Annotated in this window: 20 protein-coding genes; 15 read left to right on the top strand and 5 right to left on the bottom strand. The window is 72.4% G+C overall.

Annotated elements, in window-relative coordinates; genetic code table 11:
• Nucleotides 1-5 precede the first annotated feature (5 nt).
• Nucleotides 6-848 carry a patatin-like phospholipase family protein gene (locus F4553_RS31430; RefSeq protein WP_184843330.1) on the bottom strand — a complete coding sequence of 281 codons (843 nt, stop codon included), beginning with the start codon at nucleotides 846-848 and terminating at the stop codon, nucleotides 6-8.
• 74 nt (nucleotides 849-922) lie between these two features.
• Nucleotides 923-2,164 carry a mechanosensitive ion channel family protein gene (locus F4553_RS31435; protein WP_184843333.1) on the bottom strand — a complete coding sequence of 414 codons (1,242 nt, stop codon included), beginning with the start codon at nucleotides 2,162-2,164 and terminating at the stop codon, nucleotides 923-925.
• Between the two features lie 220 nt (nucleotides 2,165-2,384).
• Between F4553_RS31435 and F4553_RS31440 the strand changes: the two genes are divergently transcribed.
• Complete coding sequence (locus F4553_RS31440; protein WP_184843336.1) at nucleotides 2,385-2,537, top strand: DUF6131 family protein; 153 nt, start codon at nucleotides 2,385-2,387, stop codon at nucleotides 2,535-2,537.
• Nucleotides 2,538-2,644: 107 nt separating this feature from the next.
• On the opposite strand, the gene F4553_RS31445 is transcribed toward F4553_RS31440, so the two are convergent.
• Genes F4553_RS31445 through F4553_RS31455 form a run of 3 tightly spaced genes read right to left on the bottom strand, consistent with a single transcriptional unit; the run spans nucleotide 2,645 to nucleotide 4,850 of the window.
• Nucleotides 2,645-3,067 (bottom strand): hypothetical protein, encoded by a 423-nt coding sequence (locus tag F4553_RS31445; RefSeq protein ID WP_184843339.1) that lies wholly within the window; start codon nucleotides 3,065-3,067, stop codon nucleotides 2,645-2,647.
• 32 nt (nucleotides 3,068-3,099) lie between these two features.
• Nucleotides 3,100-3,645 (bottom strand): RNA polymerase sigma factor, encoded by a 546-nt coding sequence (locus F4553_RS31450; RefSeq protein WP_376776351.1) that lies wholly within the window; start codon nucleotides 3,643-3,645, stop codon nucleotides 3,100-3,102.
• Between the two features lie 23 nt (nucleotides 3,646-3,668).
• Nucleotides 3,669-4,850 carry a S8 family peptidase gene (locus tag F4553_RS31455; protein WP_184843345.1) on the bottom strand — a complete coding sequence of 394 codons (1,182 nt, stop codon included), beginning with the start codon at nucleotides 4,848-4,850 and terminating at the stop codon, nucleotides 3,669-3,671.
• Nucleotides 4,851-5,006: 156 nt separating this feature from the next.
• Between F4553_RS31455 and F4553_RS31460 the strand changes: the two genes are divergently transcribed.
• The 14 genes from F4553_RS31460 (at nucleotide 5,007) to F4553_RS31525 (ending at nucleotide 19,804) form a co-directional block, all read left to right on the top strand.
• The gene (locus F4553_RS31460) at nucleotides 5,007-7,553 is read left to right on the top strand and encodes a CHAT domain-containing protein (RefSeq protein ID WP_184843348.1); all 2,547 of its coding nucleotides are present in this window, start codon (nucleotides 5,007-5,009) and stop codon (nucleotides 7,551-7,553) included.
• A gap of 171 nt (nucleotides 7,554-7,724) precedes the next feature.
• Complete coding sequence (locus tag F4553_RS31465) at nucleotides 7,725-8,042, top strand: hypothetical protein (RefSeq protein WP_221470556.1); 318 nt, start codon at nucleotides 7,725-7,727, stop codon at nucleotides 8,040-8,042.
• A complete protein-coding gene (locus tag F4553_RS31470; protein ID WP_184843351.1) occupies nucleotides 8,036-8,332 on the top strand; it encodes a hypothetical protein in 297 nt (98 codons plus the stop codon). Before F4553_RS31465 ends, F4553_RS31470 begins: the two co-directional genes overlap by 7 nt.
• Before the next feature lie 240 nt (nucleotides 8,333-8,572).
• Complete coding sequence (locus F4553_RS31475; RefSeq protein WP_184843354.1) at nucleotides 8,573-9,250, top strand: carboxypeptidase regulatory-like domain-containing protein; 678 nt, start codon at nucleotides 8,573-8,575, stop codon at nucleotides 9,248-9,250.
• Nucleotides 9,251-9,262: 12 nt separating this feature from the next.
• A complete protein-coding gene (locus F4553_RS31480; RefSeq protein ID WP_184843357.1) occupies nucleotides 9,263-10,489 on the top strand; it encodes a phage tail sheath family protein in 1,227 nt (408 codons plus the stop codon).
• A 1-nt stretch (nucleotide 10,490) separates the two neighbouring features.
• Entirely contained in the window at nucleotides 10,491-10,979 is a 489-nt protein-coding gene (locus F4553_RS31485; RefSeq protein ID WP_184843360.1) for a phage tail protein, read from the top strand.
• Nucleotides 10,980-11,118: 139 nt separating this feature from the next.
• Nucleotides 11,119-12,918, top strand: a complete 1,800-nt coding sequence (locus F4553_RS31490; protein WP_184843363.1) for a hypothetical protein — start codon at nucleotides 11,119-11,121, stop codon at nucleotides 12,916-12,918.
• Nucleotides 12,906-13,544: a CIS tube protein gene (locus F4553_RS31495; protein WP_184843366.1), complete on the top strand. Its 639-nt coding sequence runs from the start codon at nucleotides 12,906-12,908 to the stop codon at nucleotides 13,542-13,544. The genes F4553_RS31490 and F4553_RS31495 overlap by 13 nt, the downstream gene beginning before the upstream one ends.
• A complete protein-coding gene (locus tag F4553_RS31500) occupies nucleotides 13,541-15,025 on the top strand; it encodes a phage baseplate assembly protein V (protein WP_184843369.1) in 1,485 nt (494 codons plus the stop codon). Before F4553_RS31495 ends, F4553_RS31500 begins: the two co-directional genes overlap by 4 nt.
• Nucleotides 15,022-15,360, top strand: coding sequence for a hypothetical protein (locus F4553_RS31505; RefSeq protein WP_184843372.1), 339 nt, complete (start codon nucleotides 15,022-15,024; stop codon nucleotides 15,358-15,360). The genes F4553_RS31500 and F4553_RS31505 overlap by 4 nt, the downstream gene beginning before the upstream one ends.
• Entirely contained in the window at nucleotides 15,357-15,752 is a 396-nt protein-coding gene (locus tag F4553_RS31510; RefSeq protein WP_184843376.1) for a GPW/gp25 family protein, read from the top strand. Before F4553_RS31505 ends, F4553_RS31510 begins: the two co-directional genes overlap by 4 nt.
• On the top strand, nucleotides 15,749-18,289 hold the full coding sequence (locus F4553_RS31515) for a putative baseplate assembly protein (protein ID WP_184843379.1): 2,541 nt from the start codon (nucleotides 15,749-15,751) through the stop codon (nucleotides 18,287-18,289). The genes F4553_RS31510 and F4553_RS31515 overlap by 4 nt, the downstream gene beginning before the upstream one ends.
• Nucleotides 18,279-18,746, top strand: a complete 468-nt coding sequence (locus F4553_RS31520; protein ID WP_184843381.1) for a phage tail protein — start codon at nucleotides 18,279-18,281, stop codon at nucleotides 18,744-18,746. Before F4553_RS31515 ends, F4553_RS31520 begins: the two co-directional genes overlap by 11 nt.
• The gene (locus tag F4553_RS31525; protein WP_184843384.1) at nucleotides 18,743-19,804 is read left to right on the top strand and encodes a Stk1 family PASTA domain-containing Ser/Thr kinase; all 1,062 of its coding nucleotides are present in this window, start codon (nucleotides 18,743-18,745) and stop codon (nucleotides 19,802-19,804) included. The genes F4553_RS31520 and F4553_RS31525 overlap by 4 nt, the downstream gene beginning before the upstream one ends.
• Nucleotide 19,805: the final 1 nt, after the last annotated feature.

Genomic DNA, 19,805 nt, shown 5'->3' on the forward strand with positions numbered 1-19,805 from the left:
GTCGCTCAGAGCTGCCAGACCGCGCGGATCTCGGCCAGGACACTCGCGGCCTGGGCGTGGCCGGCGCGCGCGGCGGGGGCCCGGTGGGCGGGGTCGAGGACGTTGCGGCCGATCGCCGCCTTCGCCGCCGCGTCGGGGGAGACCACCACCACCACCTCGGCGCGCTCGCGCAGCGCGGCGACGTGGTCGCTGAGTTTGGGCATCGCGCCACCGCCGCCGACCACCGTCGGCGCGATGACGACGATCCGCTCGCACCCCTCGGCGAGGTCGGCGTTGGTGGTGGAGCGCATCCCGCCGTCCATGTATCGCACCCCGGCGACGGTCACCGGTGCCCAGACACCGGGCACGGCACAGCTCGCGCCGACGGCGTCGATGAGGCCGACGCCGCTCTCGCGGTCCCAGACGACGAACTCGCCCGTGTCGGTGCGGACGGTCGTGATCAGCAGCTCCGCCTCGGGCCACTCGTCGGAGGGCAGCCGGGCGGCGATGACCTCGCGGCGTTCCGCCTCGGGCAGGGTCTTCGCGGCCAGCGCCATCGCACCGATCCGGCGCCGGAAGGACTCGCCGTCCCGGTGGGTCAGCAGCGCCCAGGCGATCGTGGCGTAGAAGTTCGCCCCGATCTTCGCGGTCAGCTCGGCTCCCGGCCCGGCGAGCTGCTGCTGGTAGAGCTCGGTGAGGTCCGCGTCCGAGGTGATCTGGGCGGCGACGACCGAGCCGGCGGAGGTGCCGATGAAGCGGTCGGCCGTCCGCAGGTCGAGGCCTGCCTCGGCGAGACCGGCGATGAGGCCGAGCTCCCAGGCGACGCCGGTCACCCCGCCGCCGCCGAGTACGAGGGCCCTGCGCGTCATTGTCGGCTCCCTTCGTGGACCAGTGCCGTGATCATCGCTGAAACGGCCGGGCCGCGAAAGTGCGGAGAATGCGATCAGCGCGCGGGGATCGGGTCGACCTCGTCGAGCGCGTCCTGCTCGCGCAGGGTCAACTCCTGCAGGGTCGGCTCGGGGTGCTCGGGGCCGGTGAAGGCGCTGCCACGGGCGTCGCCGTCCTCGCTGCCGCTGAAGAGATGGGTGTTGCCCTCGCTCCGGGAGTGCCGACCGTCCGCTGTGGAGGGTGTACGGGTCCAGGTCCACGGCGCACGTGCGGTGCTCTGGCTCAGCTCGGCACGCCTGCGCGGGAGTGCGTCGGGGCGCTCGTCGCGTACCCATGCGATCATCGCCTCGCGGACCCGGCAGCGCAGGTCCCAGAGGGAGGGCGCGTCGGCCGCGCTGACCAGGGCGCGGAGCCGGACCACACCGCCGACCGCGTCGGTGACCTGCAGAACGCAGACGCGGCCGTCCCACAGCTCGCTCGCCTCGACGACCCGGCTCAACTCGGCCCGCATCGCCGGGACGGGTGCCGCCCAGTCCACGTCGAACTCGACACTGCCGAGCACCTCGGAGCGGGTGCGCGTCCAGTTCTGGTAGGGCTTGGTGGTGAAGTAGGAGGTGGGCAGGATGAGCCGCCGGTCGTCCCAGATCTGCAGGACGACGTGGCTGAGGGTGATCTCCTCGACCCGGCACCACTCGCCCTCGACCACCACCACGTCGTCGAGCCGGATCGCGTCGCTGAAGGCGAGCTGCAGCCCGGCGATGACGTTGCCGAGCACGCTCTGCGCGGCGAGTGCCGCCACGATGCCGATGACTCCGGCCGAGGCGAGCAGGCTGGCACCGATGGTGCGGACCTGCGGGAAGGTCATCAGGGCCAGGCCCAGCGCGACGACGACGACCGCGGCGATCGTGACCCGGCGCAGCATGACGACCTGGGTGCGGATGCGGCGGGCGTGCCGGTTGTCGGGCACGTCGATCCGGAAGCGCGCCTCGGCGGCGTCCTCCATCGCGAGCAGCACCGCGGCGAGCAGCCAGGCACCCGCGCCGATCAGGGCGATCCCCAGCGCGTGCAGCACGCCCTCGCGCAGGTCGAAGCTGATGCGGGAGACGTGGATCACGGTACGCAGGGCGAGCACCACGCTGAAGACCTGGAACGGGCGGTGCGCGTGCGAGGCCAACCCGGCGAGCACCACCGACCGCCTGCCCAGGCGCCGCACCACCCGGTGCACCACCTCCACCAGCAGCAGCGCCAGCGTCATCGCGCCCAGTGCCGCGATGATCGTCCATGGCATGGTCTGCACGTCCTGCTCCCTCCGCGAGGCTTCCGACCGGGTGTCGGATTCAGAGATCATTTCTCCGATTGCCCCGTGCCAAACCTCCATCATGTGCTCTTATCGGCCGAATTGAGCTGCCCGTGCGGGGGAACGTGACGGGAGCCTCAGCGATGGAGGATTCTTTTCGCCGAATCCGGGTAATGAAGCTGCGCGGACACACCGCAGCTCTCCCCTCGGAGGTGGAAAGATGATCATCCTTGGCCTCGTCCTGTTCGTGCTGGGTCTCCTGCTTCACGTCGGCATCCTGCAGACCGTGGGCATCGTCCTGCTGGTGATCGGCGCGGTGCTCTGGCTCGCCGGATCCCTCGGCCGTCCCGTCGGTCGCAAGCACTATTGGTGACCCCGAAACGCGCGGAGGGCTCGAACCCACTGGGTTCGAGCCCTCCGCGCATTCCCTGACTTCTGTCGCCGTTTTCGCGGTGTGTCCAGCATTAAAGTTCAGGGAGGTCAGACCAGGGTCCAGGACGTCATGACCGGGCCGCCGTCGGGTGGGTAGCAGCTCAGGCGCAGGTGGCCCCGCGCTATCCCCGCCGCGGCGAAGCGGCCCAGGGCGTCGGCGTCCACCCACGTCGGGCCGTCCGCGTGATCGACCCGGATCCGGGCGTGCTGAGGTGGGACGAGCTGGCCGGTCAGCCCGGCGGTGAGGCCGGTCACCGCGACCTCGACCTCGATCGTGAGGTCGCCGGCGGTGAAGGTGAAGAGTTCGGGCTGGTCGTCGCCCCGGACGCCGGCGAGCTCGGCGAGCGAGGTCTGCTGCACCAGCAGGGCGAGGGCGGCGTCGGTGTCGCGCCAGGTGAAGCTCTCCTTCGCCATGGTGAGCACGTTGGCGGGGACGGGGTCCATGCGTGTGGTCAGGCCGTTCAGATTCATCAAGAACTCGTCATCATCGTCGAGAGTGGACATCAGTCCGTCAGCCTCCGTCGCAGTTGATCAAGGCAACGAGCGCGGGTCGGTCCGATGCTGCCGATAGGGATGTCCAAGGCCGCGCTGACCTCGGCATAGCTGGGCGGCGGGTCGAGCAGGAGCAGCCGCAGCACGTTCTGGCAGGCGCCGGGGAGCTGGCCGAACGCCTCCCACAGGCCGCGGTCGCGCTCATGCCGCAGCAGGTCGTCGTCGAGGTCCTGCCGGGGCGCGTCGCGCGGCTCCAGGGTGAGGAGGTCGGCGACCGGCAGGTCCCGGCTGGCCCGGCGCAGCACGGCCAGCGCCTCCCGCCGGGCCGTGGTGGCGAGCCACGCGCCGAGGCGCTCCGGCTCGCGGATGTTGCCGAGGTGCTCGACGAGGCGCAGCCAGGTCGCCTGGTGCACGTCGGCGGCGTCGGCCGAGCCGAGCCGGTAGCTGCGCGCGACCGACCAGACGAGACCCGAGTAGCGGTCCACCAGCGCGTTCCACGCCTGCTGGTCGCCCTTGGTGGCGCGATCGAGCAGGGCGGCGGTCTCCGATTCCGGCAGCGTCATGTGTTGCGATCCCACCGTCATGGCAGCCCCGGGTATCCGCTGAAGACGCGCGCGCGAGCCGCCGTCAGGACGGCCTTGAGGGCGACCTCGACCGAACCGGTGCGGCTGATCTGCTCGGCGAGGAGGGCGACGACGTGCGGCGTGGCGAAGGAGGTGCCGCTCCACAGCGCCCAGCCGGTGGGGAACCGCTCGTGCTTGACGAAGGTGCTGGTGATGTCCGAGCCGGGTGCGGTGACGGTGACCCAGTCGCCGGCGTTGCTCCACTCGCACAGGCCGAGGCCGTCGTGCGCGGCGACCGCCACGACCTGCTCGGCCCACTCCGCGTCGGTCCCGGCGAAGGCGGCCGGCCAGAACGGCCGGTCCCGCAGGCCGTCGTTGCCCGCGGCCGCGACGACGAGTCGCTCCTTGCCGCTGAGCAGCGACTTCATCGCCGCCGCGAGCGCCAGCGGCGGCTGGTCGTCCAGCGTGTAGCCGCCGAGCGACAGGTTCACCAGCTTCTCGCCGGTCACCCGGCCCAGGGCCGCGATCAGGTCGGCCTCGGTGCACAGACCAAACGTGTCGAGTACGCGCACAGCCCGCACGTCGGCCTTCTGGGTCCGTGCGGCGATCACGCCGATGATGAAGTTGGCGTGCCCCACGTCGCCGTCGAGCATCCCGTCGTGGTCGACATCGGTGTCGTTCTCGTAGTCCGCCGCGCTCGCCGTGTATGCACTCGCCGGGAGCGGGCTGTCGCGCCACACCCCGGTGTCGATCACCATCACCGGCACCTCGCCGTTGGAGCGGGTGTTGCCCGGCTTCAGCAGCGGCTTCGGAGCGGGCTGCGGCGGGCCGAAGGGGCCACCGTGCTCGAAGGGCGCGGAGACGAAGACATGGTTGGGGCTGACCACCGCGCGGGTGTCGCCGTCCTCGGCGGCGGCCTGCCGGACCCCGCGGGCGGCGGCGGCGACATCGAGGCCGTCCACGCGCAGGCGCAGCAGGCCGGGGACGAGCTCGGTCTCGGTGATCCCGTCCGCGTGGCCGAGGCGGCCGAGCACGTGCTCAGCGGCCTGCCGGTGATCGGAGAGGACGAGCAGTTCGTTCTGCGCGAACCAGACGGGCTTGCGACCGGCCTTGGTCTCGCTGCCCAGCCAGCTCAGACGGGTCATTCGGCGCGCGCGCCGCTCCTGCCACTGCTGGAGGCGATCTTCCGACATAGCCATACTCGTTGTCCTCCCACATCCCTCGCGTGCTCGCAAGACAGAGAGCCCGAACGGGTGATCTGATACATCGCCAACTGTCAGAACGACGACAGTCGACAGCCGTCCGCGTAGGCGGATGGGAGTGTATCGAAGCATGAGCGCGCGCTAGCCCTAGTCATGGCCGACCCACGCCGGGCCCGAACTCTCGGGACGGCGTTGCTGGCCAAGGCCGTGCGGGAGCGAGATGCCGCCGCCCAGTCCGGCGCATTGCGCGTTCTCGGTCTCGCCGCCCGCGAGCAGCAGGATCCCGGCCTCGCGGCCCAGCACCTCCGCCGCTCCATCTCCGTCGCCCTGCGCCACGGCCTGCTCACCCTCGCCGCCGAATCCCGGATGAGCCTCGCCCTCGTCCTCGACGACCTCGGCCGGTCCCGCGCCGCCCTGCGGGAGATCGACCGAGCATTGTCCGCATTGGATGGTCTTGCCCTCGCCCGGGCCCGGATGCAGCACGGCATCCTGCTGCGCCGGGTCGGCCGGGAAGGCGAGGCCCTCGACGCCTACGGTGCGGCGCTGGCGAGCTTCCGCCGGCACGCCGACCGGCTCTGGCAGGCACGGGCGCTGACCAACCGGGGGGTGCTGCAGGCGTACCGGGGCGGGTTCGGGCAGGCCCGAGCGGACCTGGGGCGGGCGGAGGAGCTCTACCGCGAGCTCTCCCTCACCGCCGCTGCCGCGCAGGTGCAGCACAACCTCGGGTTCGTCGCGGCGCAGGGCGGCGACATCGTCAACGCCCTGACCTGGTACGACCGCGCCGACGAGCACTTCCGCCGCAGCGGATCACGCCCGGCGGTGGCCCTGATCGACCGTGCCGAGCTGCTGCTCGCCGCCCGGCTGCTGCCGGAGGCGCGGGAGGCGGCGCAGGACGCGGTCGAGTCGGCGACGACGGCCCGGCTCGGTGCGCTGCTGCCACAGGCCCGGCTGCTGCTCGCCCAGGCCGCGCTCGCCGCCGGGGACCACGAGGCGGCCCGGGAGGCGGCGGGCCTCGCCCGTAAGGCGTTCCAGCGCCAGCAGCGCGACCGCTGGGCGGTGCACGCCCGCTACCTCGAACTGCGCTCCGCGCCCCGGCAGAGCCCGGCCCGGCTGCGCGCCCTCGCCGTGTCGCTGGCGGCGGCGGGCTGGCCCGAGCAGGCGCTGGAGGCCCGGTTGAAGGCGGCGGCCACCGGTGACCTCGACGCGCTCGCCGAACTCGCCGCGATCAAGCCCGGTCCCGGCCCCGCCCGGCAGCGCATCCGGGCCTGGCACGGGCAGGCGCTGAGCCGGCTGCACCTCGGCGACCCGGCCGGGGCGAAGCGGGCCCTGCTCGCCGGGATCCGCCTGCTGGATCAGTACCGGGCCGCCCTCGGCGCGACCGAACTGCGGGTGCTCAGCTCGGCCGAGGGCGCCGAGATCGCCGCGCTCGGGGTGCGGCTGGCGCTCGCCGAGCACGCGCCCCGGCAGGTGCTCGCCTGGGCCGAACGCTTCCGGGCGGCCACGCTGCGGCTGCCGCCCGCCGCACCGCAGGACGATCCCGAGCTGCTGCGCGAGCTGGCCCAGCTCCGGCGGGTCAGCGCGGAGATCGCCGGCTACGAGGGCGATCCGGTACGCCGGGCCCGCCCGCTGCGCCGCCAGCGGGCACTGGAGGAGTCGATCCGCCGCCGGACCTGGCGTACGGCAGCAGCCACGTCCAGTGTGGACACACCGGCCTCGGTCGACCGGATCGTCGGGGCGCTCGGCGATCGGGCACTGCTGGAGCTGGTCGAGCAGGACGGCACGCTCTTCGCCGTCGTCGCCGCCGCCGGGCGGGTGCACGTCCTGCCGCTGTGCGAAGCGGCTCTGATCGGACCGGAGATCGCAGCGCTGCGGTTCGCCCTGCGCCGCCTCGTCCTGCACTACGGGTCGCCGGCCTCCCTCGCCGCCGCCGAAGCCGCCGCCCGGCACGGACTGCACCAGCTCGACGGGTGGCTGCTGCTGCCGGTGCGCCGCCTCATCGGCGATCGCGACCTCGTCATCGTGCCGACCGGCGCGCTGCAGGCGCTGCCCTGGTCGGGTCTGCCGAGCTGTGCCGGGCGCTCGGTGACCGTGGCGCCGTCGGCGACCGCCTGGTGGCACGGCGCCACCGCCACGCCGACCGGGCTGGGGGAGCGGACCGTGCTGATCGCCGCCCAGCGCCCCGACCACGCCATCGCCGAGGTGCTGGCGCTCGCCGAACGGGCACCCGACAGCAAGGTGCTCGTCGGGCCGCAGGCGACGGTCCGGGCGACGCTGACCGCGATCGACGGCGCCCGCTACGCCCACCTCGCCGCGCACGGTGCCTTCCGGGCCGACAACCCGCTCTTCTCGCACATCAACCTCGCCGACGGCCCGATGACCGTGCACGACCTGACGACCCTGCGCAAGGCGCCCGACCTCGTCGTCCTCTCCGCCTGCGACACCGGCCTCTCGGCGGTCCACCCCGGCGACGAGCTGATGGGCCTGACGGCGACGCTGCTCAGCGCCGGTACGCGAACCCTGGTGGCGAGCATCGGCCCGGTCAACGACGAGGCGACCCGGGAGCTGATGCTGAGCCTGCACGGACACCTCGGGGCGGGCCTCGATCCGGCGGCGGCGATGGCGGCGGCCCAGCACAAGGCCCCGCCCGAGCACTGGGCCACCGCACACAGCTTCACCTGTTTCGGTGCCGGCGTAGCCTGACCGCCCAGGCCGCCCAGGCCGCCCAGGCCGCGTCCCAAGATCGCCGCAACTCTTGAAGAGTTGGTCCTAAACGGGTTTCTTGGGACCAACTCTTCAAGAGTTGCGGCGATCTTGATTGTCCCGCATCCTGGCATCTACGATTGTAGATATTTATCACCTCGGGAGGTGTGCGTGAAGACAATCATCAGGGCCGGGCTGACCGGCCTCGCCGTGACGGCCATGACGGTCTCGACGGGTGCTGCCGCGGTCGCGGGCCCGGTCGTACCCCGGCATGCGATCAACGTCTGCCAGTCGGCGAGCTTCTACGCCAACTACGATTCCGCCGGCGGGCCGAACCAGCTCAAGCGGGTGCTCGGTTATGCCGACAAGATCGGCCACACACCCGGCGCGCACCCCGTCTACAACGGCTGGGCCGCCACCTTCGACTTCGGCCCCAACGACTGGGGCTACATCCGGATCGAGTGCATCGGCGGTTACGACTCATGGTGACGACCAAACCGCTGTGGCAGCGTGTCCTCGTCGCGCTCGCCGTCGCCACCGCCCTCGTCGTGCTCGCTCCCGGTACCGCTATCGCCGCCAACGGCACGATCGGCGTCCGCGAGACCGTCTGTGCGGAGTCGCTCTTCGTGCGTACCGACCCCAACGGCGCCTGGATGGGCACCCTCTACGCCGGGCAGACCTTCCTCGTGAAGGGTCCGCGCAGCGGCGGCTACATCTTCGGCTTCGCCTACGGCCACATCAACCGCAACGGCTGGGTCCAGGACGGTTGGTTCTGCTAGCCCACGATCGTCGCAACTCTTGAAGAGTTGGTCCTAAACGGGTTTCTTAGGACCAACTCTTCAAGAGTTGCGACGATCGTGCGTTGCGGCTGCCGTGCGGCGGCCGTGACCGTGATCGTGCGGTCGGATATCAGCGCTCCGACCGTCGCCCAGGCGACATGAGCGGGCGTATCAGCGGCCGATCTCCCGCGCTCTGTCTGTCAGCCGTGCCACGAAGGCACGCGACAGTCGGAGGTGCGCATGCCGAACGAGGAGAACACCGGAGCGCTGGCCCGCGGCACCGCGATGCTGCTCGCGAGCCTCGCCGAGACCGGTGTCCCGGCTGAGCTCGCCCACCCGCAGAGCACTGTGGACAGTGCCCGGCTCGGGGTGTGGCCGGTCGCGGTGCTGCCGGAGACGATGCCCGCACAGGTGGGCGCCGCGCTGCGCCTGCGGGTGCGGTACCTCGTCTTCGCCCAGATCCCCGAGGCCGGGTCCATCGCCGAAGCCATGGACGTGCTCGACCGGGTGCTCGTCGTGGGGCAGCCCTACCTGATCCCGGATCAGGTGCCCGACGACCTGTGGCAGGCGCTCGCCACCCCGCACCGGTTGGGGCTCCTCTTCGACGTACCCATCCAGGTCGCCCCGGCCGCGCCCAGCGGACCCAGGGTGACCTCGCTGCCGCAGCTCGCCACCGTCTCGCTCGGCCGGCTCGCCGGCCGGGTGGTCACACCCGGCGGCGTGCCGCTCGCCGGGATGCGGGTGGCGGCCCACGACGGGACCGCCACCACCCACACCGACACCCGGGGGCACTTCACGCTCACCGGTGTCATCGCCGACCAGCCGCTCACGCTGCTGGTCACGGGCCGCGGGCTGCGGCTCACCGCCGAGGTTGCGGCCGTCTCGGCCGAACCCGTCGTCATCACCTGCGAGATCTAAGGAGGTTGATCAATGCCCATGTACTCCTCTCCCGGCATCTATGTCGAGGAGGTGTCCGGTGGCAGCAGGCCGATCGAGTCGGTCGGCACCAGCACCGCCGGCTTCGTCGGAACGGCTCCCCTCGGCAGCGCCCGCCGCCACGAGGCGGTCGCGATCAACAGCTGGTCGGAGTTCCTGCGTGTGTTCGTCGGTGACGCCACCGTCAGCACGCCGCTGTCGCGGGCCGTCTATGGCTTCTTCGACAACGGCGGCGGTCGCTGCTACGTCGTCAACATCCCTCAGGGCGAGCCGCTCGCCGGGAAGGGCCGCCAGCGCAGCGGGCTCCGCCTGCTGGAGGCGATCGACGAGGTCGCGATCGTGGCCGCGCCCGGATACACCGACGCGCTGTCCTATGAGGATCTGCTCGCGCACTGCGAGCTGATGGGCGACCGGATGGCGATCCTCGACGGCCCCGAGCAGGTCGGCGACGTCGAGCAGCTGACCCGGGTCGGCACCGGCACCGCGCCGGCCAAGCCGAAGCGGGCCGCCACCGACAAGCCCGCCGACGGGGAGACGGCTCCGGCCGAGGAGAGCCCCGGCCTGCGGCCGCGCCAGTCCGACTACGGCACGTTCTATGTCCCGTGGCTGGTCGTGCGCGACTCGCTCACCGGCGAGGTCGTCAGCACCCCGCCCAGCGGCCACGTCGCCGGTGTCTGGGCGCGGACCGACACGCTGCGCGGCGTGCACAAGGCACCCGCCAACGAGGCGGTTCGCGGCGCGGTCGACCTCAGCTACCGGGTGACCAAGGTGGAGCAGGACATCCTCAACCCCGCCGGTGTCAACTGCATCCGGCACTTCCCGGCCGAGGGCATCCGCATCTGGGGTGCCCGCACCCTGGCGGCGAGTGCCAGCGAGTGGCGCTACCTCAACGTCCGCCGCCTGTTCAACATGCTCAAGGAGTCGATCGGCGACGGCACCCGGTGGATCGTCTTCGAGCCCAACGACAACCTGCTGTGGAAGTCGATCCGCCGCGACATCGACGCGTTCCTCACCCGGGTGTGGCGCGACGGCGCGCTGCAGGGGCGCTCGCCCCAGGAGGCCTTCTTCGTCAAGTGCGACGAGGAGACCAACCCCGCCGAGGTCCGCGACGCCGGGCAGGTCGTGACGCTGATCGGCGTCGCGCCCGTGAAGCCGGCCGAGTTCGTCATCTTCAAGATCAGCCAGTCCGCCGGTGTCGGCGGCGACCAGGCAGGAGCCTGACATGCCCGACGTGACCGCGCGTCCCGCCGCCCAGCCGGGCAACCTGGTGGACCCGTACCGCGCCTACAACTTCAAGCTGCTCATCAACAACGTGACCGAGGGCCACTTCACCGAGGTCGGCGGCCTGGGCATCAAGGTCGAGACGATCCCTTACCGGGAGGCGGGCAACAACTCCGTGGTCCGGGCCATCCCCGGCCGCGTCAGCTACCTGCCGGTGACGCTGCGCTTCGGCCTCACCTCCTCCCTGGAACTCTGGGAGTGGCTGATGACCGCCGTCGAGGGCCGGGTCAGCCGTCGCAACGTCTCCATCGTCATGCTCGACAGCTCCGGCTCCGCGGAAGCGCTGCGCTGGAACCTCGTCAACGCCTGGCCCCAGGAGTGGTACGGCTCGCCGCTCGACGCGATGAGCCGGGAACTCGCCGTGGAGACGCTCGTCCTCGCTCATGACGGCATCTCGCGGGAGACCAGCAATGTCGGCGCGGCTGCGTAGCCTGGCCGGCTGGGTTCGCGGGCTCGTTCCGGTCGTTCGGCTGGGGGGCCTCGCCCCCCAGCCGGGCCCCGGCAACAACCACAACCCCGCAGGCCCTATCCGGGTACGCCCACCGGCGCGCTCGGCTGTGCGGAAGCCGGTGTCTGCGGCCCCCGCCGCTACCTCGGCCCGCGCGGATGGCGGCGCGCTACCGTCGCAGCCCGCCGTTGGCGAGGCGGCAGAACCCGGCGCCGAGGTGCCGTCGCAGCTCGCCCCGGCCGCTGCGGAGATCGCAGCTCGTGGCGCCGAGGGATCACCGGAGCGTGCCTTCCACGCCAAGATCTCGGCGCCTCCCGCGGCGTACGCGGATCTGGGCGGAGAGGTCGCTTCGGGGCGTGCTCACAACGCCAAGATCGCCGAGCATTCCGCAGCGGCCGCGGCCGCCGGCATCGCGTGGGCGGACGGGGAGCAGCTGTCTGCCGTGGGAGAGCCGTGGATCGCTTCTGCGGAGACGGCGGCTGTGCGGCGGCCGGCTCCGTGGGCGCCGGAAGCGGTCGAGCCCGCTGAGAGCGGATGGCCCGGGGCGGCCGATCGGCACCCCGCGAAGAGCACTCAGGGTGCTGATCCGGGAAGCGACACCGGTCGGCGGAGCCTGCCCGAGGTGCTCGCCGACCAGGTAGGGGTCGAGCCGCGGCAGGCCGGCGACGCTCTGGTCGCAGATCGGGCGAGTCGTCCAGCGACGAGTACGGCGAGCGAGCACACCGGCGCTCTGGAGGCTCCGTCCGGCGCGGCCGGTCAGCGCGCCGCTGCGACACCGCCGGTGCGGCAGCGCGACATCGCCCGCCCGGTCGGCGACCCCGCACATGATCACGTCTGGTTCGGGGAAGCAGACGTGACCGACGCCGGTGAATACGGCGGATTCCCCGAACCAGACGTGATCACCAAGGCCCGCGCGGCGACGGGTGACCGGCCGCGCCCGGCGGCGGACCGTGCCGAGGCCCCCAGCCCGCAGGCGTCGCCCGGCATCGGCGCGGACGCGCGGAGCGAGGGAATCGGCCGGTCGGCGTCGTCGAGCTCGCCGGACCTGCTGGACCGAGCGACGGCGGGCCATCGCCGTCCGAGCGCGGACCGGCGCGCCGCGGTCGGCCCGTTCCCGCCGGTGCCTCCGATTGCGGCGGACCCGCTGAGCCCGGTTGAGCAGGCCACCCGTGCTGCGGCGACGGGCGTATCCCCGCTGCCGGAACCGCGGTGGCGCACGGAACGTGCCGACGCGCTCCGCGCCGACCCGCGTGGTGATGACGCGCCACGTGCCGGCGCGCGCGACGCCGACGCTTCCACGGCAGCCGGTGCGCGCCCGTGGATCGACGGCCAGCGCGACCGGGAACCGCAGCCACGCGCCGAAGCCTCCATGGTGGAGCGCTACCCGGCGACCGGCGGCAGGTACGGCGACACCGACTGGATCGACCGCGCCGACCCGCCGACCCGCTACCTGCCGTGGCTGCTGGCTCAGGCCGAGCGCCCCGAGGACCAGCCGCGCGACGGGGCCGCCCCGACCGCCCGATCCGGCGCCGACGCCCGTCCCGGCGCACCCGCCCGACTCGGCGGCGACACCCGGCCCGGCACTGACACCGGGCCCGGCACTGACACCCGGCTCGGCACTGACACCCGGCTCGGCGGCGACGGTCGGCCCGGCGACGCCCGGCGGCCCGGTGCGGACACCCGTTCCGGTGCCGACGCGCAGCCGGGGACGCGTGACCCGGCGCGCGCCGAGGTCCCGGTCTGGAGCGACGTCCGCGCCCCGTGGCCGCTGCTCGACGGCGAGCAGCCGACGAACCCGACCACCTGGCCCGAGCTGCTCGACGACGCACCGCTGTGGATGGTCGCGCCGCCCGTCGACGCCGATCAGAGCCGGATCGCCCGGCTGCAACGCGAACAGGAGGGCCAGCCGTGGAACGCATAGCTTTTCTCGTCGACGCGACGGGCGAACGGATCGACTGCCTGATCAACCCGGAGACCCTCGTCATCCGCCGGCTCGCCGGGGTACGCCCAGCGGCCCTGCCGGGTGCCGTGGTGGGCGCGGGCGCCGACGACACGCTGCTCTTCACCGGTGGCGGGCGGACCGAACTCGTCCTGGACCTGCTCTTCGACGTGGACCTGCTGGAGCCCGCGCACCGCCCCGACGACGTGCGCGCCCTGACCGGGCGGCTGTGGCGGCTGGCGGAGAACGGACAGGGCCGCCCGCCGCTGGTACGCCTGGTGTGGGGCAAGAGCTGGAACCTGCCCGGTGTCGTGGTGAGCATCGCCGAGCGGCTGGACTCGATCGACACGACGGGTACGCCGCGCCGCTCCTGGCTGCGGCTGAAGCTGGTGCGCTCCGCGGAGGAGCCGCCCGCGACCCCGGGGCGTACCACGTCGAGCGCCGTCGAAGCGGTCGGCAACGGCTCGGGCGGCCAGGGGGTCCGCTTCGACCTGCTCGCCGCCGACGCTCTCGGCGACCCGACCAAGTGGCGCGAACTCGCCGAGCACAACGGGATCGCCAACCCGCTGAGCGTGCCGTCGGGGTCCGTGCTGGGGGTGCCGTCATGATCATCCCACCGCTGACGATCCGCCTCGACGGGGCTCGGCTCGACGCCCGGGTCCTCGCCCTGCGCGTCGCCGGGCAGCTCTCCCAGCCCGCGCAGGCCGAGGTGACCCTCGACGCCGACGCGTCCTGGGCGTTCGGGGCGCGGCTGCAGATCGAGGTCGGCGACGACGAGCTCTTCGACGGCGAGGTCACCGCCGTGGAGCTGGTCCGCGGGCCGGGCTCGGAGCGGGCGCTGCTGCTGCGCGGCTATGACAAGCTGCACCAGCTGCGCAAACGCCAGCTGCCCCGGGTCTTCACCCATGTCACCATCGCCGACCTGGCTCGGGAGCTCACCGCCGACCTCGGCATCACCGTGCAGTGTCCGGACCCGGGCTCGTCGATCGAGCGGCTGGTGCAGCACCGGCAGAGCGACTGGGAGCTGCTGTCGCAGACCGCCGCCCGCTGCGGGCGCTACCTGGTGCTCGACGGCGACACCCTCGTCATCGACGGGCTGCGCCCGCGCGGTGCCGCGGTCGAGCTGAAGGTCGGCGACTCGCTCTGGCAGTGCCGGGTCGAGGCCAATGTGGACCGTGCAGTGCGCGAGGTCTCCTCGATCGGCTGGCACCCCCGGCTGGGGGAGGTCACCACCGGGCGGGCAGCCGATCGCGGGTTCAAGCCGGGCGGGAAGCTCGACCCCGGCGCGGGCGGTACGCGTACCCTGCTGGATCAATCGGTGGACCTGCAGACGGAAGCCGCCCAGGCGGCACTGGACCGCAGCGCGGCTCGCGTGGTCTGCCTGAGCGGGACCGCGCGGGGCGACGTGGCGCTGCGGCCCGGCCGGACCGTGGCGGTGACCGGGCTCGACGACGCGATCGACGGGGCCTACCCGATCTGCTCGGCGGTCCACACGGTGACGGCGGAGGGTTACCGCACGGTCTTCGGCACCGAGCCGCCCGCGCCCGCCGCGCTGCCCACCGGTGCCTCGGTGACGCTCGGCAAGGTGACCTCGGTCAACGACCCGGACGCGAAGGGGCGGGTGCAGGTGAGCCTGCTCGCCTACGGCGACCTGGACATCGGGTGGCTGGGCGTGCTCTGCCCCGGTGCCGGCCCCGGCAAGGGGATCGTGGCGCTGCCGGACCCCGGCGACCTCGTCGTGATCGCGCTGCCGCACGAGAACCCGGCCGAGGGGATCGTGCTCGGCGCGATCTACGGCCCTGAGACCCCGAAGGACACCGGGGTCAGCGGCGGCTCGGTCCAGCGGTGGACCCTGCACAGCGGGGGCGGCCAGAGCATCGTCATCGACGACTCCGAAAAGTCGATCAAGATGGCGAACGCCGACGGCAGCTCGCTGGAGCTCGCTCCCGGCACGGTCCGGCTCCTGGCCCACACCGACCTGGTGATCGAGGCGCCCGGCCACAGCATGACGATCCGGGCCGCGAGCGTCGACTTCGAGCGCGCGCTGCTGCCGGTTCCGTCGCTCGACGTGTCGGCGGTGCTGCCGTGAAGTTCGTCGACAACAGCTTCGACATCCGCTGCGACCACGACGGCAAGGTCCAGAACAACCCGTCGCAGCACTGGGTCGAGATCGCCGGGCACCCGGTGCTCGTCGACGACGATCCGCAGAACCGCGCGATCGTCCGGTGCCCCAACATCGGCGCCACGATGAAGCCCTGCGTGAAGACCCTGCGCGTGGCCGTCGGCTACAGCGAGTGGATCCGCATCGACGGCCAGGCGGTCGTGCTCGACACCCTCGACGGACTCACCGACGGCACGGTGCCCGGCACCGTGCACTACCGCGTCCGGATCCCCGGCCAGTCCTTTGTGGAGGAAAACTCATGACCGCCAGCTCCCTGCGCTTCTCCGGCGCCGACGGCGTCGTCACCACGGCCACCGGTCGGCTGGCGATGGTCCACGGTGACGAGGCGATCCGCCAGGCCATCATGCTGCTGCTCGGCACCGTGCCGGGGGAGCGGCTGATGCGGCCCGACTACGGCTCGCACCTGCACCGGCTCCTCTTCGCGCCCAACGACCAGACGACGGCCGGGCTCGCCATCCACTACGTCCGCCAGGCCCTGGCCCGCTGGGAGCCGCGCGTCGAGGTGGAGGAGGTCGACGCCGACCCCGATCCCGACATCGCCTCCCGGCTCAACATCCACCTGCGCTACCGGGTCAAGCAGACCCTCACCGTCGACACGCTCGACTACCCACTCGCCCTCGGAGACCTGTCATGATTCCCGTACCCAACCTGGATGACCGCACCTTTGCCGACCTGGTCACCGAGGCCAGAGACCGCGTTCAACGCTCCTGCCCGGAGTGGAGCGACCTCTCCGTCCACGACCCGGGCGCGGCCCTGCTGGAGGCCTTCGCCTACCTCACCGAGGTGATGCTCTACCGGCTCAACCGGCTGCCGGAGAAGGCCTACCTCGAGTTCCTCAACCTGCTCGGGATCACCCGGCACCCGCCGGCGGCCGCCTGGGTCGAGCTCACCTTCACCCGCACGGGGCAGGACACCGCCGAGCGGATCACCATCCCGATCGGCACCCGGGTCCTCGCCGCACGGGGAGCCGACCCGCAGCCGGTCGTCTTCACCACGACCACGCCGGCCGTCATCGCACCCGGGGCCACCGAGGTCGGCGTCCGCGCCTACCACTGCGAGCTGGTCGAGGGGGAGCTGCTCGGGCTCGGGACGGGACTGCCGGGGCAGGTGCTGCGTACCGATCGGGCGCCGCTCGTCACGACCGGCGAGGCGCTGGAGGTGATGCTCGGGGTGCAGACGGCCGAGCCGTCGACCGGTGCCGCCGCCCGGGAATATCAGGGCAAGACGTTCGAGATCTGGCGGCAGGTGGAGACCTTCGCGGGGCTCACCCCGCTGGACCGGGCCTACATCCTGGACCGGGCCTCGGGGGTCATCACCTTCGCGCCGGACCTGGACCGGTCCGGGGTGCCCGGTGCCGTGCCGGGGGCGCACCGCGAGATCCGGATGTGGTACCGGATCGGCGGCGGCTCCGGGGGCAACGTCGCCGCCGGGACGCTGACGACGCTGCGGGATCAGCTCGGTGGCGTACGCGTCACGAATGTGGATCCGGCCCGGGGCGGGCGCGACATCGAGCCGGTCGACGCTGCCGCGAGGCGCGGGCCCTACGAGCTGTTCAGCCTGCACCGGGCGGTGACCGCGCGCGACTTCGAGCTGCTCGCGACCGCCGACTCGCCCGCCGTGGCGCGGGCGCGGGCCTTCACCCGGGCCTCGATGTGGTCCTTCGCCCGGCCCGGCGAGGTCGAGGTGACGCTGGTCCCGTTCGTGCCCGAGGCGGCCCGGCCCGGCTGGCGCCTGCCCGTCTCCGCCCTGATCGAGCGGCAGCTCGAAGAGGTCCGGCTGGACACTCAGTCCAATCTCGACAGCCGTCGCGCGCTCGGCACCTCGGTCACCACGACCTGGGCCCGCTACAAGACGGTCTCGATCCGCGGCAAGGTCGTCGTCGGGCGGCAGGAGGACCTCGACGCGGTCCGCCGGCGCATCCACGACCGCCTCTACCAGACGATCAGCCCGCTGCCCGCGCCCGGCACCGTCGAGGGCTGGGCCTTCGGCGAGCCGCTGCGAGCCTCCAATGTGTATCGCATCCTGGAGCAGGCCGAGCCTGGCGTGCGCTACGTCGAGGGCGTCCGCTTCGTCGTCGACCACGCGCCCGACCACGACATCCGCACCCTCGCCTCGGACAACTACCAACCCACCACCTGGTACGCCGGTGGTGCCGAGCAGCTCTTCCGCTCCACCAACGACGGCAGTGGATGGGAGCTGATCAGCGACTTCCCCGGCGAGCGCGTCCGGCAGGTCCTGCCCGCGCCCGCCGCGGACCGCCCCGGCGTCGTCGCCCGGCCCGGCACCGTCGCCGCGATCACCAACTCCGACGAGGGCGGCTCCTCCGTCTATGTCTCGACCGACCTCGGCGAGACCTGGCGCAAGATCGCCGAGATCGACGCGGTGGTGCTGGAGGCGACCTGGATCGACCGCGAGGAGGCGGTGTCGCTGCTGCTCGCCTCGGATGTCGGCCTCTACGAGATGTCGTTGATGGACGGTGCGGTGCCGCTGCAGATCATCGTCGACCAGAAGGACCCCGACCGGGGCTTCTACTCCGTGAAGGCGTTCGTCTCCGAGCGCGGCGTCTGGGGCGTGGCCCTGGCGTCGCAGACGTCCTACGGCATCTACCTCTCCACCGCCGGGGGACGGCAGGGCACCTTCGCCCACATCGGACTCGCGGGCACCGACACGCGTACGCTCGCCGTGCAGCTGGAGGGCCCCGACACCGTGCTCTGGGTCGGCACCGGCATGGCCGACCCGCGCAAGCCCGGCAAGGGCTGCTACCGGGCGCGCCTTTTCGAGGCCGACATCCGCTGGCAGGAGCTCTCCGCCGGGTGGACCGGGGGCACCTGCTGGGACCTCGACTTCCTCGACGGCATCGCCTACGCCGCCAGCCAGAGCGCCGGGGTGCTGACCCTCGACACCCGGGCCTCGGCACCGCAGTGGGAGACCCCGGCCGTCAACTGCGGACTGCCGCTGCGCGACCGGACCCGCTTCGAACCGGTGCAGACCATCGCCGCCGCCGAGCAGGTCCTCGCGGGCGGGGTCCGGGGCATCCAGGCCCGGGTCAACCCGACCCAGTGGAAGTCCGCCGCCAGCACCGAACTGCCCCAGCTCGTCACCGTCCCGCCGACGTGGCTGCTCGTCTCGGGCGACCACGACATCCAGGTGGTGATCGACGATGCGGCGTGACGCGATCGCCGGGATGCTCCCGGCCGCCTACCAGCGGGCCATGCACCCGAGCGGCGTGCTCTTCGCCCTGCTCGACGTCATGGAGGGGCTGCACGAGGCGAGCGAGGCCCGCCTCGACACCGTGGAGGACCTCTTCCACCCCTACCGCACGCCGGAACGGATGCTGCCCTTCCTCGCCCGCTGGGTCGCCGTCGACCACCTCGGCTCCGGCCGGGACCTGGTCGCCCGCGGCACGGCACTGGCGCAGTCCCGGGGCACCGGGCCGGGGCTGCGGGCCGCGATCTCCATCGCGACCGGACTGTCTCCTGCCGAGATCGGGATCGAAGAACCCGCTGACCGGCCGTTCCACCTGATCGTCCGCATTCCCGCCGGATCTGAGCTGACCGAGCGGGTCCGGCACATCGTCGAGCTGGAGAAGCCAGCCGCGACCACGTTTGAGATGGGAACTCTGCCATGACCGCTAAATGGGTAGTCACCACCGCCACCGAGCGGGTCGCGATGGACCAGTCGCGTACCGCCGAGGTGACCTTCACCGTCACCAACCAGTCGCTGCGCAACGCCCGCGCGGTCTTCGACATCCGCACCGGAGAGGGCGTCGACGAATCGTGGTTCACGATCGACGACCCGCAGCGGCCGATCAAACCGGCCGCCTCCGTGCCCTACCTGGTGAGCGTCAAGGTGCCGCCGACGGCGCCGCCCGGCTCCTACGAATTCGAAGCCCGCGTCTACCCGCCCGACTCGGCGCCGGAGGAGAACTTCGTGCTCAGCCGCCGGGTGCTCCTGGAGGTGCCCGCGCCGCCCGCGCCGGTGAAGAAGCCCTTCCCGTGGTGGATGGTGATCGCCGCGGCGCTGCTGGTGCTGGTCATCGGCGTCATCACCTGGGTGGTCTGGCCCAGCTCCGCCGAGCCCGAGGTCGCCCCGAGCGCCTCGCCCAGCCCGTCCGTCTCCGCCTCGGCCGCACCGGTCGTCTTCGCCGCGGTGCCGAAGCTCGCCGGGCTCAGCCTCGCCGACGCGAAGGCAGCCCTGGTCAAGGCCGGGTTCGTCGTCGGTGCCGTGCAGTACAACTGGGACAACGGCCGGGGCCCGGGCTCGGTGGTCCGCCAGTCGCTGCCGGCCGGCCTCTTCGCGGGCAAGGGCAGCATCGTCGACCTCGGCATCGGGGCCGCCGCGTCGAAGCCGGTCGTCTCGGCTCCCGCCAACAACTCCAGCGTCCCGCCCGGGCGGATGCCGAACGTCGTCTGGACCCAGCCCGACTCGTGGCCCGCCCGCTGGCTCGTCTCGGTGCAGATCGAGCGGTGCACGCGCAACATCCTCGGCGAGACCTGCGGTCCGATCCAGCTCGTCCCCGGCCAGGTCGTGACGGCCCGCGAGGTCACCCCGGCGATGCCGGTCCTCAACTACAACGTCGTCAACAACACCCGCGACAGCGGCTGGGTCATCGTCAACGTCCAGGTGCTCGACGACTACGGCACCGCGACCGAAGCCGGCACCGTCCGCTTCTACCTGGAGCACTGAG

Source organism: Allocatelliglobosispora scoriae (assembly GCF_014204945.1).
Classification (GTDB): domain Bacteria; phylum Actinomycetota; class Actinomycetes; order Mycobacteriales; family Micromonosporaceae; genus Allocatelliglobosispora; species Allocatelliglobosispora scoriae.

Coding starts and splice junctions, on each gene's coding strand:
- F4553_RS31430 (WP_184843330.1), bottom strand. CDS start 848: ATGACGCGCAGGGCCCTCGTACTCGGCGGCGGCGGGGTGACCGGCGTC.
- F4553_RS31440 (WP_184843336.1), top strand. CDS start 2,385: ATGATCATCCTTGGCCTCGTCCTGTTCGTGCTGGGTCTCCTGCTTCAC.
- F4553_RS31445 (WP_184843339.1), bottom strand. CDS start 3,067: ATGAATCTGAACGGCCTGACCACACGCATGGACCCCGTCCCCGCCAAC.
- F4553_RS31455 (WP_184843345.1), bottom strand. CDS start 4,850: ATGGCTATGTCGGAAGATCGCCTCCAGCAGTGGCAGGAGCGGCGCGCG.
- F4553_RS31460 (WP_184843348.1), top strand. CDS start 5,007: ATGGCCGACCCACGCCGGGCCCGAACTCTCGGGACGGCGTTGCTGGCC.
- F4553_RS31470 (WP_184843351.1), top strand. CDS start 8,036: ATGGTGACGACCAAACCGCTGTGGCAGCGTGTCCTCGTCGCGCTCGCC.
- F4553_RS31475 (WP_184843354.1), top strand. CDS start 8,573: ATGCCGAACGAGGAGAACACCGGAGCGCTGGCCCGCGGCACCGCGATG.
- F4553_RS31480 (WP_184843357.1), top strand. CDS start 9,263: ATGCCCATGTACTCCTCTCCCGGCATCTATGTCGAGGAGGTGTCCGGT.
- F4553_RS31485 (WP_184843360.1), top strand. CDS start 10,491: ATGCCCGACGTGACCGCGCGTCCCGCCGCCCAGCCGGGCAACCTGGTG.
- F4553_RS31500 (WP_184843369.1), top strand. CDS start 13,541: ATGATCATCCCACCGCTGACGATCCGCCTCGACGGGGCTCGGCTCGAC.
- F4553_RS31510 (WP_184843376.1), top strand. CDS start 15,357: ATGACCGCCAGCTCCCTGCGCTTCTCCGGCGCCGACGGCGTCGTCACC.
- F4553_RS31515 (WP_184843379.1), top strand. CDS start 15,749: ATGATTCCCGTACCCAACCTGGATGACCGCACCTTTGCCGACCTGGTC.
- F4553_RS31520 (WP_184843381.1), top strand. CDS start 18,279: ATGCGGCGTGACGCGATCGCCGGGATGCTCCCGGCCGCCTACCAGCGG.
- F4553_RS31525 (WP_184843384.1), top strand. CDS start 18,743: ATGACCGCTAAATGGGTAGTCACCACCGCCACCGAGCGGGTCGCGATG.